The sequence below is a fragment of the Streptomyces sp. NPDC029674 genome, from assembly GCF_044903205.1.
GTDB lineage: Bacteria > Actinomycetota > Actinomycetes > Streptomycetales > Streptomycetaceae > Streptomyces.
In genome coordinates this window covers 356,400-371,101 of sequence record NZ_JBJDPY010000002.1, presented here as the reverse complement: position 1 = coordinate 371,101, position 14,702 = coordinate 356,400, and the positions used below count along the sequence as shown (strand labels likewise).

At 72.1% G+C, this 14,702-nt stretch carries 16 protein-coding genes; 4 read left to right on the top strand and 12 right to left on the bottom strand.

From position 1 onward, the window contains the following. Window positions 1–23: 23 nt before the first annotated feature. Window positions 24–998, bottom strand: coding sequence for a LysR family transcriptional regulator (locus tag ACI2L3_RS05635; RefSeq protein WP_404751017.1), 975 nt, complete (start codon window positions 996–998; stop codon window positions 24–26). Window positions 999–1,220: 222 nt separating this feature from the next. Between ACI2L3_RS05635 and snpA the strand changes: the two genes are divergently transcribed. After that, window positions 1,221–1,871 (top strand): snapalysin, encoded by a 651-nt coding sequence (gene snpA, locus ACI2L3_RS05630; protein WP_404751016.1) that lies wholly within the window; start codon window positions 1,221–1,223, stop codon window positions 1,869–1,871. A gap of 79 nt (window positions 1,872–1,950) precedes the next feature. Here snpA and ACI2L3_RS05625 read toward each other — a convergent pair whose 3' ends face one another. From ACI2L3_RS05625 to ACI2L3_RS05600, 6 genes are all read right to left on the bottom strand, one after another. After that, complete coding sequence (locus ACI2L3_RS05625; RefSeq protein WP_404751015.1) at window positions 1,951–3,966, bottom strand: FUSC family protein; 2,016 nt, start codon at window positions 3,964–3,966, stop codon at window positions 1,951–1,953. Window positions 3,967–4,010: 44 nt separating this feature from the next. Then, window positions 4,011–5,021: an endonuclease/exonuclease/phosphatase family protein gene (locus ACI2L3_RS05620; RefSeq protein ID WP_404751330.1), complete on the bottom strand. Its 1,011-nt coding sequence runs from the start codon at window positions 5,019–5,021 to the stop codon at window positions 4,011–4,013. A gap of 215 nt (window positions 5,022–5,236) precedes the next feature. Next, window positions 5,237–5,623 (bottom strand): ADP-ribosylation/crystallin J1, encoded by a 387-nt coding sequence (locus ACI2L3_RS05615; protein ID WP_404751014.1) that lies wholly within the window; start codon window positions 5,621–5,623, stop codon window positions 5,237–5,239. Between the two features lie 84 nt (window positions 5,624–5,707). Continuing rightward, window positions 5,708–6,562 (bottom strand): hypothetical protein, encoded by an 855-nt coding sequence (locus tag ACI2L3_RS05610; protein ID WP_404751013.1) that lies wholly within the window; start codon window positions 6,560–6,562, stop codon window positions 5,708–5,710. Window positions 6,563–6,629: 67 nt separating this feature from the next. Next, entirely contained in the window at window positions 6,630–7,478 is an 849-nt protein-coding gene (locus ACI2L3_RS05605) for an ABC transporter permease (RefSeq protein ID WP_404751012.1), read from the bottom strand. Beyond that, window positions 7,475–8,533, bottom strand: coding sequence for an ATP-binding cassette domain-containing protein (locus tag ACI2L3_RS05600; protein ID WP_404751011.1), 1,059 nt, complete (start codon window positions 8,531–8,533; stop codon window positions 7,475–7,477). Before ACI2L3_RS05600 ends, ACI2L3_RS05605 begins: the two co-directional genes overlap by 4 nt. Window positions 8,534–8,714: 181 nt before the next feature. On the opposite strand from ACI2L3_RS05600, the gene ACI2L3_RS05595 reads away from it, so the two are divergent. Continuing rightward, the gene (locus ACI2L3_RS05595; RefSeq protein ID WP_404751010.1) at window positions 8,715–9,134 is read left to right on the top strand and encodes an SH3 domain-containing protein; all 420 of its coding nucleotides are present in this window, start codon (window positions 8,715–8,717) and stop codon (window positions 9,132–9,134) included. 68 nt (window positions 9,135–9,202) lie between these two features. After that, window positions 9,203–9,598 (top strand): hypothetical protein, encoded by a 396-nt coding sequence (locus ACI2L3_RS05590; protein ID WP_404751009.1) that lies wholly within the window; start codon window positions 9,203–9,205, stop codon window positions 9,596–9,598. A gap of 13 nt (window positions 9,599–9,611) precedes the next feature. Here ACI2L3_RS05590 and ACI2L3_RS05585 read toward each other — a convergent pair whose 3' ends face one another. After that, window positions 9,612–10,913 carry an SGNH/GDSL hydrolase family protein gene (locus tag ACI2L3_RS05585; RefSeq protein WP_404751008.1) on the bottom strand — a complete coding sequence of 434 codons (1,302 nt, stop codon included), beginning with the start codon at window positions 10,911–10,913 and terminating at the stop codon, window positions 9,612–9,614. Between the two features lie 154 nt (window positions 10,914–11,067). On the opposite strand from ACI2L3_RS05585, the gene ACI2L3_RS05580 reads away from it, so the two are divergent. Continuing rightward, window positions 11,068–11,976 carry a LysR family transcriptional regulator gene (locus ACI2L3_RS05580; RefSeq protein ID WP_404751007.1) on the top strand — a complete coding sequence of 303 codons (909 nt, stop codon included), beginning with the start codon at window positions 11,068–11,070 and terminating at the stop codon, window positions 11,974–11,976. A gap of 37 nt (window positions 11,977–12,013) precedes the next feature. On the opposite strand, the gene ACI2L3_RS05575 is transcribed toward ACI2L3_RS05580, so the two are convergent. The 4 genes from ACI2L3_RS05575 to ACI2L3_RS05560 all read right to left on the bottom strand — a co-directional run bounded on the left by ACI2L3_RS05575 (window position 12,014) and on the right by ACI2L3_RS05560 (window position 14,678). Beyond that, window positions 12,014–12,478 (bottom strand): hypothetical protein, encoded by a 465-nt coding sequence (locus ACI2L3_RS05575; protein WP_404751006.1) that lies wholly within the window; start codon window positions 12,476–12,478, stop codon window positions 12,014–12,016. A 121-nt stretch (window positions 12,479–12,599) separates the two neighbouring features. Beyond that, the gene (locus ACI2L3_RS05570; protein ID WP_404751005.1) at window positions 12,600–13,580 is read right to left on the bottom strand and encodes an SGNH/GDSL hydrolase family protein; all 981 of its coding nucleotides are present in this window, start codon (window positions 13,578–13,580) and stop codon (window positions 12,600–12,602) included. A 112-nt stretch (window positions 13,581–13,692) separates the two neighbouring features. Then, a complete protein-coding gene (locus ACI2L3_RS05565) occupies window positions 13,693–14,181 on the bottom strand; it encodes an FxLYD domain-containing protein (protein ID WP_404751004.1) in 489 nt (162 codons plus the stop codon). 131 nt (window positions 14,182–14,312) lie between these two features. After that, window positions 14,313–14,678, bottom strand: a complete 366-nt coding sequence (locus ACI2L3_RS05560; protein WP_404751003.1) for a PH domain-containing protein — start codon at window positions 14,676–14,678, stop codon at window positions 14,313–14,315. Window positions 14,679–14,702: the final 24 nt, after the last annotated feature.

Sequence of the window (14,702 nt, the reverse complement as noted above, 5' to 3'; positions counted from 1 at the left end):
GTCGGAGTGCGGTTCGGCGGTCGTCAGCGGGTGGCCGGGATCAGCGTCCCGCCGGCCGTCCCGCGGGCGTCGCCGGACCGCAGCAGCCACTCCGTGTAGGCGGGGGCCTGCCGTGCCGCCTCCCAGTAGGCCGCCTCCAGCTCGCCGTACACCGCGTCGAGCTCTTCCTCGGTGCGCGCCGTCAGGATGAGGCGTACGCCGAGGGGGTCGCCGTACAGGGGGCGTACGGCCATGTCCGTCCTGCCGCGTGAGGTCGGCTGGCAGAGGGTGACGACCTCGCCGGTGGCGACGAGGGACGAAGCGGTGAGGTAATCGCCGTGCAGCACAGGGGGGTTGAGTCCGGCGGCGGTGAGGACGCGGCGCAGGCCGTCCCACTCGCCGTCGACCGTCGGGTCCACCATCCAGCGGTCGTCCGCGAGGTCGGAGAGGCGTACGACGGGGCGGTCCGCCGCCGGATGGTCGGCGGCGAGGGAGACGAACTGCGGCTCCCGGTCGAGGAGTATCCGTCTTCGCAGGCTCTCCGGCATCCGCAGCGGGCAGCCCTCCACCTCGTGCACGAAGGCGATGTCGAGCCGGCCGGTCGCCACCATGCGCAGCAGCGCGTTCGCGGACACGTCCATCTGGAGCGACATCTCGGTTCCCGGCAGGCGTGCGCGCAGCTTGCGCAGCCAGCCCGGTATGGCGCGGCTCGCGGTGGAGCCGATGCGCAGCTGCGGGCCCTCGGCTGTGCGGGCGGCGGCCGCCCTCGTCTCGGCGACCAGCGCCCGCATCTCCGTGACGAGGGGCCGGGCGCGGCTGAGAACGACCCGGCCGAGCTGGGTGGGGCGGCAGCCGGTGCGCTCGCGGGAGAAGAGCTCGCCGCCGAGCGCGTGCTCGATGCGCCGCAGCTGCGTGGTGAGCGACGGCTGGCTCATGCCGAGCTGCCGCGCGGCCTTGTGCAGGCTGCCGGTGTCGGCGATGGCGCACAGCACGCGGAGGTGCCGGACCTCGAGCTCCATGGCCGTTGAGCGTAGAGGCGGTACGGCCGCCGCACCAGACGCTCAAACCCCATGAGAACCGGCCGTTCTGGGCAGGCCGGGCCCCGGCGATAGCTCCGGACTATCGCGAGTTGCCATCATCCCCACGCGCCCCACGCTCCCCGACACTCACCGGTACCGAACCGTTCACCTTTCACCGACCGCCCCCACGCGGTCGTGGAACGAGTAGGGAGCCCCCCACACATGAACAAGCGTTACCTGTCTGTCGCCGCCGTCCTCGGCCTCACCGTGGCCGGACTCGGCGCGACCTCGGCGTCCGCCGCGACCCCCGGCCCCGCTGTCGCCCCCGTGGCCTCGTACGCCCAGTACGAGGGTTCGGCCGCGGAGGCCAAGGCCAACAAGGCGTTCTTCGAAGCCGTCGTGAAGGCGGTCGCCGAGAAGCGCGCGGCGAACCCCGGCGCGAAGTCCGTGACCGTCACGTACGACGCGTCCGGCGCGCCCTCCTTCGCCCAGCAGATAGCCAGCTCCACGTCCATATGGAACAGCGCCGTCTCCAACGTGAAGCTCCAGGAGGGCAGTTCGGGCGCCAGCTTCGAGTACCGCGAGGGCAACGACCCGCGCGGCTCGTACGCGAGCACGGACGGGCACGGCAACGGCTACATCTTCCTGGATCACGCGCAGAACCAGGAGTACGACTCGACGCGTGTCACCGCGCACGAGACCGGGCACGTGCTGGGGCTGCCGGACACGTATGACGGGCCTTGCAGTCAGCTGATGTCGGGTGGGGGGCCCGGGCCTTCCTGCACGAACGCGCAGCCGGATGCGGCTGAGCGCGGCAAGGTGGAGCAGCTCTGGGCGAACGGCCTCGCCAAGGCGCTGCACAAGGTCCGCTAGCGCGGGGCTGTAACGGGACTGATCGTTGGCGGGGAGCTGCGGGCCGGTTGTGGCTGGTCGCGCAGTTCCCCGCGCCCCTTTACCCAGCCTTCGGTGACGCCACAGCTCTCGCCGCGCTCACCTCCTGCCGCAACGGCTCCAGGACGCTCTCCTTGGAGTCGTCCGTGAAGTTCGCGTGGCCCTTCTCCAGGATCACCGACTTGCGTAGGCGGTCCGCCAGGCCCTCCAGTTCGTGGGCTACTTCGGCCACCTCCTCCGGAGTCGGGGGCTCCGCGCCGTGCCGGATGCGGACCCTTGCCGCGGTCGTGGCGTCGAGGATGCGTTCGACGGCGACGACCAGCGGCCACCAGGCGGCCGCCCGCGTGCCGGTGGGCGGGGGTTCGGTCAGGGCGCGCTGGAACTCGGAGCGGATGACGGACAGGTCGCGGTAGAGGCCGCGGCGCATGCGGGCGCGTTCGGCGGGTTCGCCGTCGGTGCCGAACGCGCACTCCACGTACCGCGCGGTGTCCGCCACCGCGTCCGCGAGCCGGTCGCCGATCCGGGTGCCCCAGCTCTCCGGCCAGAGCAGGTAGCCGGCGACGAGCGTGATGCCGCAGCCGATCAGGCTGTCGACGAGGCGCGGTACGACGAGGCCGAGGCCCTGGTGGTTGAGGATGTCGGAGAGCAGCAGGATGACCGGGGTGATCGCCGCCGTCTGGTAGCCGTAGCCGCGGGTGGTGAGGGCCGGGATGAGCGGGGCGAGCAGCATCATCACGGGGACGTCCCACCAGCCGTGGGGGACTTCGGCGAGGACGGCGGCCGCGACGACGAGGCCCGCGGCGGTGCCGAGCGCGCGGAGGACGGCGCGGGAGAAGACCGAGCCGAAGTCGGGCTTGAGGACGAAGGTGACGGTGAGCGCCACCCAGTACGACCTCGGTACGTCGATGAGCGAGACCAGGGCCTGGGCGATGCCGATGCAGAGGGCGAGGCGCAGGCCGTAGCGCCAGGAGGTACCGGAGAGGACGACGTTGCGGGCGGCGCGGCGGGCGCGGACGCGCAGGTCGGCGGGGCGGCCGAGGCGGTCGTCGGTCTCGATGACGCCGAGCGGGTCGGGGTCGGCGAGGGTCTCCGCCGCGTGGAGCACGGCGTGGTCGAGGGCGCGGGCGGCGTGGTCCTGGGGTTCGGGGATGCGGGCTGCCGCGCGGGTGGCCGGTGCGCTGACGGTGGCGTGCACGGTCGCGCCCCGCTCCACCGCGTCCGCCAGCGCGCGCACCGCGGCGGGGACCTCGGGCGGCAGGCGTACGCAGGCGTGCCGGGCGGCCTGGTCGGCGGCGGGGGCGGCTTCGAGGACGGGGATGAGGGCGTTCAACTGGGCGACGAGCCGCACCAGTTCGGGGTTGCGGCCGTGGTCGCGGGTGCGCCGGGCGAGGACGAGGTCGTAACTCTGGTTCAGCGAGGCCGTCACGGCGGTGCGCGCCTCGCCGTACGCGTCCGTGCCCGCCGCGTCGAGCAGCGCGGCCACCGAGCGGTACGAGGCGGCGACGGCGGTACGTTCGGGCACGCCCGAGCGGAGTGGCCAGGCGAGCAGGGCGAGCGTGAGGACGAGGAGCCCGCCGCCGGTCATCAGGGCCGGGGCCAGCCACCACTCCCCCGGCATGGGGAGCCCGGCGCCGACCACGCAGTTGAGCAGCAGGAGCAGGCCCGACACGGAGGCGACGGCGCCGATCGTCGACATCATCCCGGAGACCAGCGCCACGAACGTGACCGCGCCGACCGCCACCCAGCCGTGCCCGAAGACGAGCGAGCCGAGGGTGACGCCGATGGCGCCGAAGAGCTGTGGCACGGCGATGTTGAAGATCCGCATGCGGTAGGCGTCCGCGGTGTCGCCGATGACTCCGGAGAGAGCGCCCATGGAGGCGAGCGCGCCGTACGTCGGCCTGCCCGCGAGGATGCCGAGGGCGAGGGGGAGCGCCATCGCCACGGAGGCGCGGGCGACGGCCGCCCAGGGGATGGGCGCGGACTGCGGCTTGAGGGACCTGACCAGCCAGTCGGGCGGGGTGAGCGGGCTCAGTGAGACCGGACGGGCCGGACGGACGGTACGGGACTCTCGGGGCATGCGCCCATTATCGGTGCTTTACGTAACTTGCCCTGGCCGGAGGGTCAACGCTCTGTTTCCGGTTTGTACAGGGTCAGTGTGACGGCGAGCGCCCGGTGGTCGGTGTTCCCGATGTCCAGGAAGCGGGCGTCGCGGGCGGCGAAGTCCGGGGTGGCGAGGACGTGGTCGATCTGCGCGCCGAGCGGCGCGGGCGCGGCGGTGGGCCAGCTCGGGGTACGTGAGGACCCGGCGAGCCGGGCGGCGTCGCGCAGCCCCTCGTCCAGGACGGCACGGAACGCGGCGTGGTCCTGGGTGGCGTTGAAGTCCCCGGCGATGATGGTGGGCCGGTCGCCGCCCGCGGCCGCGTACTCCTGGAGCTTGCGCATCTCGGAGCGCCACAGGCCGACCCCGCGGGGCAGCGGCGGCATGGGGTGCGCGAGCTGTACCCGTACGGGGTGGCCCTCGACGTCGGCGACGGCGCCGGGCATGCCGAGCGTGGCCTCGACGCCGGCCGCCCGCTTCAGCGGGAACTTGGCGAGGATGACGGAGCCCTCGGCGCCGTACGCCTCGACGGCCTCGCGGTAGGGGTAGTCGGCGCGGGGGAGCTTCTTGCGGAGGAGGGCCGCGCAGCCGGGGTCGCACTCCTCGACGAACAGCAGATCGGGCCGCTCCTCGCGGACGGCCCTGACCAGCCCGGCCGTGCCCTGCCCGAACTCGACGTTCGACGTCAGCACGCGCAGCTCGGTGACGGCGCGTCCGCGCGGCGCGTCGGTGTTCCCGTACGGCTCCATGTACCAGGCGACGAGGCCGAGCACGACGACGCCCCACAGCATGCCGACCCGCCACCGCCCGAGCACGGCCATCAACAGCCCCGCCCCGGCGGGCACGAGCAGCCAGGGCAGGAACGCGAGCAGCTGCGGCACGGGCGTGACCCCGTCGGAGTCGGCGACCCGGAACCCGACGACGGCACTCACCCCGACGAGCAGCACCCCGGCTCCCCACACGGCGGCCCGCCCCGCCCGCCGCCGCGACTCCGGTGCCGCCACGTCGTCCTCGTGCCCCGCCTCGACGGCCACGCCGCCCGCCCTGCCTGCTTCACCCGCACTGTTCAAGGGGCCGGACCTCTCGTCGTCGGTGGCCGTCGCTTGCCGCAGCCGGAATCCTCCCTCAGAGACGAGGCGCGGCCGACGACGGTTGCCCGCCGGGTTGCTGCCCGGTCGCCGGGTGCGGGTTGTGGTCCGTCCTCGCGCAGTTCCCCGCGCCCCTGACGGGGCGCCGGCCGGCGCGCCTCTCAGGGGCGCGCGTGGAACTCGCCGACGACCTCGATGCGCCCCACAATGTGCCGGTTGAACTCGTCGAGCTCCTCGGCCGGGACCCACAGCTCCAGGATCGTCTCGCCGCCCGCCTGCCGGACGGGATAGCGCTCCAGGAACGCGGAGTCGACCTCGAAGCGGGTGACGTGGCCGGACCCGGACGCCGGGACGTTCCAGTCGCGGGCGATGCGGATCGCGTAGTCCTCGTTCAGGACGGGGTAGAAGATCGGCTGCTCGGGCAGGCGTGGCGGCCAGGCGGTCCAGCGGGAGGCCGCGACGAGGGCCAGCTCCTCGGGGCCCGTGGGCCGCCAGAGCGTGGTCGTCGGGCGGACGGCGGTCGTCGTGGTCGTCGGTGGCGTGCACATGGTCGGTGACCGTAATCGACCAGGGCCCGTCTCCGCCCGCGAGTTTCCCCGGCGGCCCGGGCCCGTCTCCGCCCGTGAATTTCCCTAACGGCTCGGGCGGCGCAGGCGCGGAGTGAGCCAGGCGGCGAGGGCGATCAGCAGGGTCGTCGCGATGATCACCCACGCCGTCACCCACACCGTCTCCGTCAGCGCGTCGTACACCGCGCCCGCCGCGTCGCGCGAGATGTCCGGGGGGAGGTCGTCGAGGGCCAGGGCGCGGCCGGTCGCGACCGCGGCGGCCAGGGCCGCGGCGGCGAGGGCCATGCCGAGTGCCGTGGCGAGGGCCGCACGGCGGCGGCGGGCGGCGAGCAGGATGCCGGTGACGGCGAGGACGGCCGCGGCCACCGCGGGCCAGACGCCCGCCACCTGCAGCGCGTGGAAGCCGCGCCACAGCCGGCCGAGGTCGTCGGACTCCAGGACCGTGACCTCCGTGTGGCTCACCGGGATCTTCGACGCGAACGGCACGCCGTCGTTCTCCAGCTGCCGCTTGACCTGCTCGGTGATGGGCGCGAGGTCGATGGTGACCTCACCGTTCCTGCCGGCGTCCGTGTCCTTGTCCAGGGCCGACTGCACCGCGTCGTGCGCCGCCCGGTTCGCCGCGTTCCAGGCCGTCTTGTAGGCCCCCGTCTCGGTGAACGACCGCACCGCGTCCCGTACGAACGACTCGACCGCGCCCTGCAGCGGCCCCACGTCGATCTCCTTCGACACGGAGTCGGCGACCGCGTCCGCCACCGCCGCACGCACCGCCGGGTCGGAGGCGAGCGGCGCCATCGTGGCGACGTAGCTGTCCCGGTCCCCGATCTCGTACTTCGCCCAGACGGCGAGCGCGCCGACCGGCACCAGGAGACAGGCGAGGACGAGGAGGACGGCGGACAGGGCGGCGCGGACGCTTTTCGGCACGCGTCCAAGGGAAGGCCCCGGTCACGCGGGACGCGACCGGGGCGACTGCATATGGGGGCAACAGCGCCTACTTTCGGTTGTACAGACGCATCGTCACCGGCCCGAACACCGCCACCAGGAGCAGCGCCCAGCCGAACGTCCACGCCAGCTCCGACGCCGGCGACGTGCCGTCCATCAGGGCGCGGACCGCGGACGACGCGTGGGTGATGGGATTGTTGTTGACGAAGGCCTGCAGCCAGCCCGGCATCGTCTCGGGCTTCACGAAGATGTCGCTGAGGAACGTCAGCGGGAAGATCACCATCATGCTGACGCCCATCACCGACTTCTCGGTGCGCAGCAGCAGCCCGAACATCGTCCAGATCCAGGAGAAGGCGAAGGAGAAGACGAGCAGGACCGCGATCCCGGCCACGACACCGACGAAGCCGCCGTCCGGGCGGTAGCCCATGATGAGGCCGACGGTCAGGATGACCACGGAGGCGATCGCGTAGCGGAGGGCGTCGCCGAGGAGGTAGCCGACCATCACCGCGGGGCGCCAGATCGGCAGCGTACGGAAGCGGTCGAAGACGCCCTTCTCGATGTCGGTGTTGACCGAGACGCCCGTGTACATGGTGATCATGACGACGGACATCACGAGGATGCCCGGCAGCAGGTACTGGATGTACTCGGACGGGGAACCGGCGAGCGCGCCCCCGAACAGGTACGTGTACATCAGCACCATCATGATCGGGAACGCCGTGACGTCGAAGAGCTGCTCCGGCACGTGCTTGATCTTGAGCATGGCGCGCCAGCCGAAGGTGAGGCAGGCGGAGAGCGCGGTCGGCCTGGGCGGACGCTCGGTGGCGATCAGGAGCTCGGCGAGGGACTCGGTCCTGACGGGCGCGAGATCCTGGCTCTCGGTGGTGGTGGCGGTGCTCATGCCGTGGCCTCTTCCTTCAGCTCGGTCGAACCGGATCCGGCGTCCGCGCCCGAACCGGTTCCGGCGTCCGTGCCCGAACCGGTTCCGGCGTCCGCGCCGGTCAGCGCGAGGAACACCTCGTCCAGGCTGGGCTGGCCCAGTGAGAAGTTGTCGACGGTGATGCCGGCGCGGGCCAGCTCGGCGAGCGCGCGCGAGGCCTGGTCCGCGGCGCCGCCGCCGTCGCCGTCGCGTTCGCCGTGTGTACCGACGCGGGCTGTCAGGGCGACGGGATCGGGCTCCAGCTGCACCTCCGCGCCGAGCACCGCGCCGAGCAGCCGGGCCGCCTCCTCGCGCCGCGCGGCCTCCCGCAGCCGCACATGCACCGAACCCGCGCCGACCGACGCCTTCAGCTCCCCCTTGGTGCCCTCGGCGATGACCTTGCCCTTGTCGATGACGGCGATACGGGCCGCCAACTGGTCGGCCTCGTCGAGATACTGGGTGGTGAGCAGGACCGTCGTGCCGTGGCCGACGACCGCCCGCACGATGTCCCAGACCTGGTTGCGGCTGCGCGGGTCGAGGCCCGTCGTCGGCTCGTCCAGGAAGAGCAGGTCGGGGGTGTTCAGGATGGACGCGGCGATGTCGATGCGGCGCCGCATGCCGCCCGAGTAGTTCTTCACCTGCCGGGCCGCCGCGTCCGTCAGACCGAACGCCTCGAGCAGCTGCCCGGCCCGCTCGCGCGCCGCCTTCTTGGCGTGCCCGGTGAGGCGGCCGAGCAGGACCAGGTTCTCCGTGCCGGTCAGGTCCTCGTCGACCGACGCGTACTGCCCGGTGAGGCTGACCCGGCCGCGTACCGCGTCCGCCTCCCGCACCACGTCGTGGCCGAAGACGTGCGCCTCGCCGCCGTCGGGGCGCAGCAGGGTGGCGAGCATCTTGACCGCCGTGGTCTTGCCCGCGCCGTTGGGCCCGAGCACGCCGTAGACCGTGCCGGCCGGGACGGTGAGGTCGATGCCGTCGACCGCGCGGTTGTCGCCGAAGGTCTTCACCAGACCCGCGGTCTCGATGGCCGTGCTGCTCATGTCCGCCCGCCTTCTCACAAGGAGTGCTCAAAGAGTGCTCAAGGAGTGCTCTCGACGAATGTCGTCGGAAGGGCAGACCGGGTCCGCCCCGGAAACTCATCGGTTTTCAGACTAGGACCGTCTCCGGTGGAGCGCTGGGCCGAACGGGTGTTTCCTGGATGAGGGGGCGAGGAGGCTGATCATGCGAATCGCTCTGAACCTGGGGGCGGCCTGCGCGGCGGCCGTACTGACCGCGACCACCGCCGCCACCGCCACCGCCACTACGTCCGCAAGTCCCGCCCACAACGACGACAGCGTCATCTGGGGCACCGTCGTCTCCGGCCCCGACCTGAAGGTCAGGGACGAGCCGAGCACCCATGGCACGGTCCTGGAGAAAATGCCGTACGGCAGCGAGGACCGCGTCAAATGCTCCGTCCGGGGCACCACCGTGCACGGCGACCCGCACTGGTACTGGCTGGAGGGCGCCCGCGGCTGGGTGAGCGCGGCGTACATCGACACCGGCGGCCGCCACGTGCCGAGCTGCCCGTCGTCCCAGGACCCGTGCCCGCAGTGGCACGACCGGGACCACCGGGACTGCCCGTGCGCGTACCGCGACCACTGATGTACGGCCGGGCCGCCGATGTACGGCCGGGCCGCTGATGTACGGCCGAACCCGAGAAGGGAACCGTCATGGCACACACCGCTCCCGTCCACTCCGTGCCCCGTTCACGGGCGTCCGCGACCCCCGCCACCCGCTGGGCGGCCCTCGCCCTGCTCGCGGGCATCGTCTACGGCCTCTGGGCCTGCGCGATCCGGCGCGACGGCGGGCCGATCACCACCGGGAACGTCATGCTCGGGGTGGTGGGCGGCCTGGTCTTCGCCGCCCTCATGCTCGCCCTGCACCGGGTGGCGTCCGCGCTCCCGCGCGAGCCGCGCGCCCTGTCCTGGGCGGCGTTCGCGGGCATCGCGTTCGGCTTTCTCTACAGTCTGGGCGGGGCGAGCGTGCTGCGGTCCACCGTGATGGCGCTGGTGGTCGCGGCGGGCGTCTTCGCGGTGACGTTCTACCGCTACTACACGACCGAATGAGCGCCTGGCTTCATCACAGCGCCGCCAGGTCCACCGCCCGGGCCATCGCCCGGTACCCGGCGTCGTTCGGGTGCAGGTGGTCGCCGCTGTCGTACGCGGGCGCGATCCGCTCCGGGTCCTCGGGGTCGGCGAGGGCCTTGTCGAAGTCGACGTACGCGTCGTACTCGCCGGACGTCCGCACCCATGCGTTGAACTCGTCGCTCACGGCGGCCGCGCGCTCGCCGTAGTGGTCGGAGCCGCCGAGCGGGAGCAGGGTGGCGCCGACGACCTTGACGCCCTTGGCCCGGGCCTGCCGTATCAACTCGCGGTGTCCATTGATGAGTTCGCGGGCGGAGACGACCGGCGCCGGCTTGTACGTGGGCTTGTCGGTCTCGCTGAAGCCGATGTCGTTGACGCCTTCGAGGACGACGACCGTGCCGACACCCGGCAGGTCGAGGGCGTCCCGAGCGAAACGGTTGGCGCTCTTCTCGCCGTACCAGGCGGAGTCGTTGAGGACCATGTTCCCGCCGATGCCGGCGTTGAGGACGGGCCTCGGCTTCCCTGCCTCGTCGAGGCGTTCGGCGAGGGCGTCGGACCAGCGGCGGTCGCGGTCGGTGGAGGAGGCGAAGCCGTCGGTGATGGAGTCGCCGAAGAGGACGACGCCGTCGCGCCGCTGCCGCTCCCCGCCGTCCACGTCCACGCCCGCGAGGTAGTACCAGGACTCGGTCGACTCGCCGAAGGCGCGGCCCGCGGTGTCGGCGGAGTGGTCGCCGTCCGCGCGGTAGCTGGTCGCGAAGGACTGGGAGTGGAAGGTGGCGGGCCCGGTCGTGCCCGCCAGGTGCAGGGTGACGGTGACGGATTCGAATGCGTCGAGGTCCAACCCGGCGGCGTCGCTCGCCACTTGACCGTACGCGGGTATCGTCACCGCCCGCTTCCCGCCGAAGGCGAGCCGTCGCACGGACCCCTTCTCCACCGCCGCCCCCTTCTCCGTACGGGCGATGGTGGCGCTCTCGATCCGCAGCGGCGAGCTGCCGTACGCGTTGGAGAGCCGGATTCTGGCCCGGTCGCCGCCCTCGGTGACGCGGACGACCTGCCGCAGCGTCTGGTTGTCGAAGCCCGCCTCCGACCAGTTGGGCTTGAAGCCGGTGCTGGGGCGCTGCGGAGCGCTCGCCCAGGCGGCGGTCCAGGAGGTGGCCTTGTCGTGGTGGCCGGGGGGCGGTGAGGCGTGGGCGCCGGTGACGGCGAGACCCGCGGTCAGGGCGAGCGCGGCGGCGGTGGCGGTGACGGTGAGGGTGACGGCGAGGGTCGTACGGGACGTGCGGGCGCGCGAAATCATCGGAAGCTCCGGGGAGTTGAGGTGGAAGGCGCCCTTCCGGTGGGTCGCCGTCCTGACTCCTCAAAGATCCGCCGATCGCGCTGCCCCATCAACGGCGATCTGTGCAACGATCGACACGCTCAGGCTTATCGATGCAGGTCACAGGGGGTATGCGGTGGAGCGGCAAGAGCTGGAGACCTTCCTGACCCTGGCCGAGGAGCTGCATTTCGGCCGTACCGCGGAGCGTCTCCTGCTCTCCCAGGCCCGGGTCAGCCAGACCCTGAAGAAGCTGGAGCGCAAGATCGGCGCCCCGCTCTTCGAACGCACCAGCCGCGTGGTGCGGATGTCCCCGCTGGGCCGTCAGCTGTACGAGGACATGGCGCCGCTCCACAAGGAGATGGAGGCGGCGCTGGCTCGCGCGAAGGACACGGCGCGGGGCGTCGAGGGCGAGCTGCACGTCGGCTTCCTCGGCGCGGGCGCGGGCACGCTGACGGGCCCCGTCCTTGCGGCGTACCGGGAGCGCTGCCCGAACGTCGAGGTGCGGATGCGCGAGACCCAGTACCAGAACCCGCTGGGCGCGCTGCGCGACGGCGAGATCGACGTGCTCTTCACGTGCCTGCCCGTGCGGGAGCCGGACCTGACCGTCGGCCCGGTCGTCATCAATGAACCCCGCATGCTCGCGATGCCGCTCGGCCACCCGCTGGCGGGTCGCGCGTCGGTCTCGCTGGAGGAGCTGGCGGGCGAGACGTTCTTCGGCGTCGTGAACGGCGCGCCCGCGTACTGGTGGGACTTCCACGTCCCGCCGCGCACGCCGAGCGGCCGCGAGATCCGCCGCGGGCAGGACGTCGCGTCCTTCCAGGAACTGATGACGCTGGTCGCGGCGGGCCAGGGCGTATCCCCGGTTGTCGCCTCCGTGGAGAAGTACTACGCGCGCCCCGGCGTCACCTTCGTCCCCCTGCGGGACGTGCCGTCCGCGGATGTGGCGCTGATCCACCGGACGGCGGGCGTCAGCGCCCGGACGGAGGCGTTCGTCCGGGCGGTGCGCGACACGGTCGCGGCAAACGGCGGCCCGGCGCCGTTCTGAGGCCGAGCCCACGAGCCCTGCCGTCAGGGCCCTGCCGTCAGGGCCCGGCGACGTCCGAGCGGTCGTTGCACAGCGCCCAGATCACGAAGACGCCGATCGCGATGGAGATGAGCGCCCAGATCGGCGTGTACGGCAGCCACAGGAACTGCGCCACGATGGCCAGCGCCGCGAGCGCGACGCCGCTCGCCTTCGCCCAGCTCGCGCCCTTCAGGATCCCCCAGCCGACGACGGCCACGAGGATGCCGAGGATCAGGTGGATCCAGCCCCACGTGGTGAGGTTGAACTTGTAGACGTAGTCGCCGATCCGCTCGTAGACGTCGTCCTTGGCGATGCCCGCGATGCCCTCGAAGATGCCGAGGATGCCGTTCACCATCATCAGGACACCGGCGAACATCGTCCCGCCGGCCGCCCAGGGGGACTCGGCGACGGCGTGCTTGTGGTGGGGCTCGTGCGGCGCGTTTCCACCGGGGCGGTGGTCGCCGGGCGCGGCGGTGCTGCTCATGATCCACCCCTGTTTCTGTCGGGGACGGGGCTTCACAGCGTGTGACGCGCGCTGGGGCGCGGCGAGCGGGGCGGGGCCGAACGGGTGATGTGGAAGGCCGGCTTTTCGGTGACCGCCCCCGTCAACGGAGATCGGCACGAATCCTCTCTGTGATCACCGAGGTCAGCCGCCGGATGCCCGGGGAACGTACCGGGCATGGCCGGGACCTGGCCGTGGTCGGCGCCAGACAGAAGTGCAGGTAATCCTTGTCGCGGTGGAGGGCCGTGAGCCCCGCACCCGGCTCCGTGCAGTACGCGGAATGCTCACGCTCGTACGCCGTGCAGGGGAGCTTCTCCACCCACGTGTAGCGGTCCGCCCCGGGCGCCACCGCCTTGCCCGCGTCGGCGACGAGGCCGCCCGAGGCGCGGGCCTGCGCCTGATAGATCGCGTTGACGCGCCGCACGCGGTCGGGCGTGATCGGGTCGGGCCCCTGGAGCACCCACACGACGCGGGTCCGCCCACCTCCCGCACCCCGGATCTGCGCGGCGAGGCGCCGCGCATCCGCCGCGTACCGGTCGAAGTACTTCGCGCGCTGTTTGTCGTACGTGATGCCGTCCATGCACGGCGTGTAGCCCCACGCGTTGCCCCAGAACTGGAGGACGACGTAGTCGGGCCGCTGCGCCCGTACGAGGGCGGCGGCCTTGTCCTTGTCGGGGACGAGGGAGTCCTTGCCCGTGCCGTCGAGGTAGTCGCAGAGGGTGGTACCCGAGTAGGGCGCGCTGCGGTACCGCGCACCGAGCCGGTCCTTGAGCTGCGCGCCGAGGACGTCCTGGTTCTCCATGGCGAGGGAGTCGCCGAGGTAGAGGACTTTGGGGGAGGGCTTGTCCGGGGCGTCCGGGGTGTCCGGGGCGTTTCTCGCGGCACGCTGCCGGGTCGTGGCGGACGGTGGCGCCGGCGACTCAGGAGCCGCAGCGGGACCCGTCGCACGACCCGTCGCATCGGGGAGGTCGGCCGGCACCGCGCCCCCGCCCCCGCCCCCGGACCCGGGGTCCCCACAGGCGCCCAGTAAAAGCACCCCCGCGAGTACCCCCGCGCCCCAAAGACCGCGCTTCCGCTTCCGCATACGGCAACTCCCGCCCCAGTCAGCCGAAATGGCCACCAGGCAAGCACACGCGGGAGGCGGAGGAAAGGCATCGGCATGCCAACTCCGTGGGGGCGGCCCGCACCTTGGCCGGTCAGTACCGCACGGCGGTAGCGACGTCAGCCTTCACGCCACCGTCGAGCTTGTGGGTGCTGCGGGCCGTCGCGTCCTTGGACTTGCCCGCCGGGACGTCGGAAATCCTGGTCACGACGGTGTCCAGGAGCTTGCCGTCGGCGTTCTTGAAGGTGACCTGGACGGCGAAGGACTTTGAGGAGTCACCGGTGTTGTCGGCCGTGACCTTCACGGTGGTGCGGCCGTCCCCGTCGGTCGACGGTTTGCCGAGCCGTACGTCGCCCTTGGCGTCGATACCGCCCTTGATCTCGTGGATCTTCTCGCCGGCCCGCGCGGAGGCGGAGGCCACGGCAGAGGCGGCCTTGCTGGCCGCGTCGGAGACGTTGCCGCCGCCGTCGCCGTCGGAGCAGCCGGCGGTCAGGAGGGCGAGGGCCGCGACGCACGCCGCCGCGGCCGCCCCGGACGCCCTGTACCTGTCGCCGTACCCGTATCTGTCCCCGAACCTGGCCATGCCGCCTCCGTAGCTCGCTGGCTCGTCGTCCTTCACCTGGTCCCCCCAGTGAAGTTCAGCGAGGCGGAGGCCGCATGCGGGAAGGACCCGTTGGCGGGAGTCGTGGAGCCGGCCCCGTAGGGCGGGGTCCGTCAGCGCGCCACGAACTGCGTCAGGATCGCCTGCACCTCGTAGATGTCGACGCCCTTGGTGAACGTCTTCTGCATCGGCGCCGGATTGCCGGAGATCCAGATCTTCAGCTCCGCGTCGAGGTCGAAGTGCCCCGCCGTCTCCACCGCGAAGTGCGTGATGCTGCGGTACGGCACCGAGTGGTACTCGACCTTCTTGCCGGTGATCCCCTGCTTGTCGACCATGATCAGCCGACGGTCGGTGAACAGCATGGTGTCGCGTATCAGCGTGTACGCGGCGTGCACCTGCTCGCCGTGGCCGAGCAGCCGCGCGTAGTCGTTCTGCGCCTTCGCGGGGTCGACGGTGTGAGCGTTTCCGAACAGTGCCATGTAAAGCCCCCCATGAGATCTCTG

Coding starts and splice junctions, on each gene's coding strand:
- ACI2L3_RS05635 (WP_404751017.1), bottom strand. CDS start 998: ATGGAGCTCGAGGTCCGGCACCTCCGCGTGCTGTGCGCCATCGCCGAC.
- snpA (WP_404751016.1), top strand. CDS start 1,221: ATGAACAAGCGTTACCTGTCTGTCGCCGCCGTCCTCGGCCTCACCGTG.
- ACI2L3_RS05625 (WP_404751015.1), bottom strand. CDS start 3,966: ATGCCCCGAGAGTCCCGTACCGTCCGTCCGGCCCGTCCGGTCTCACTG.
- ACI2L3_RS05615 (WP_404751014.1), bottom strand. CDS start 5,623: ATGTGCACGCCACCGACGACCACGACGACCGCCGTCCGCCCGACGACC.
- ACI2L3_RS05605 (WP_404751012.1), bottom strand. CDS start 7,478: ATGAGCACCGCCACCACCACCGAGAGCCAGGATCTCGCGCCCGTCAGG.
- ACI2L3_RS05600 (WP_404751011.1), bottom strand. CDS start 8,533: ATGAGCAGCACGGCCATCGAGACCGCGGGTCTGGTGAAGACCTTCGGC.
- ACI2L3_RS05595 (WP_404751010.1), top strand. CDS start 8,715: ATGCGAATCGCTCTGAACCTGGGGGCGGCCTGCGCGGCGGCCGTACTG.
- ACI2L3_RS05590 (WP_404751009.1), top strand. CDS start 9,203: ATGGCACACACCGCTCCCGTCCACTCCGTGCCCCGTTCACGGGCGTCC.
- ACI2L3_RS05585 (WP_404751008.1), bottom strand. CDS start 10,913: ATGATTTCGCGCGCCCGCACGTCCCGTACGACCCTCGCCGTCACCCTC.
- ACI2L3_RS05575 (WP_404751006.1), bottom strand. CDS start 12,478: ATGAGCAGCACCGCCGCGCCCGGCGACCACCGCCCCGGTGGAAACGCG.
- ACI2L3_RS05570 (WP_404751005.1), bottom strand. CDS start 13,580: ATGCGGAAGCGGAAGCGCGGTCTTTGGGGCGCGGGGGTACTCGCGGGG.
- ACI2L3_RS05565 (WP_404751004.1), bottom strand. CDS start 14,181: ATGGCCAGGTTCGGGGACAGATACGGGTACGGCGACAGGTACAGGGCG.
- ACI2L3_RS05560 (WP_404751003.1), bottom strand. CDS start 14,678: ATGGCACTGTTCGGAAACGCTCACACCGTCGACCCCGCGAAGGCGCAG.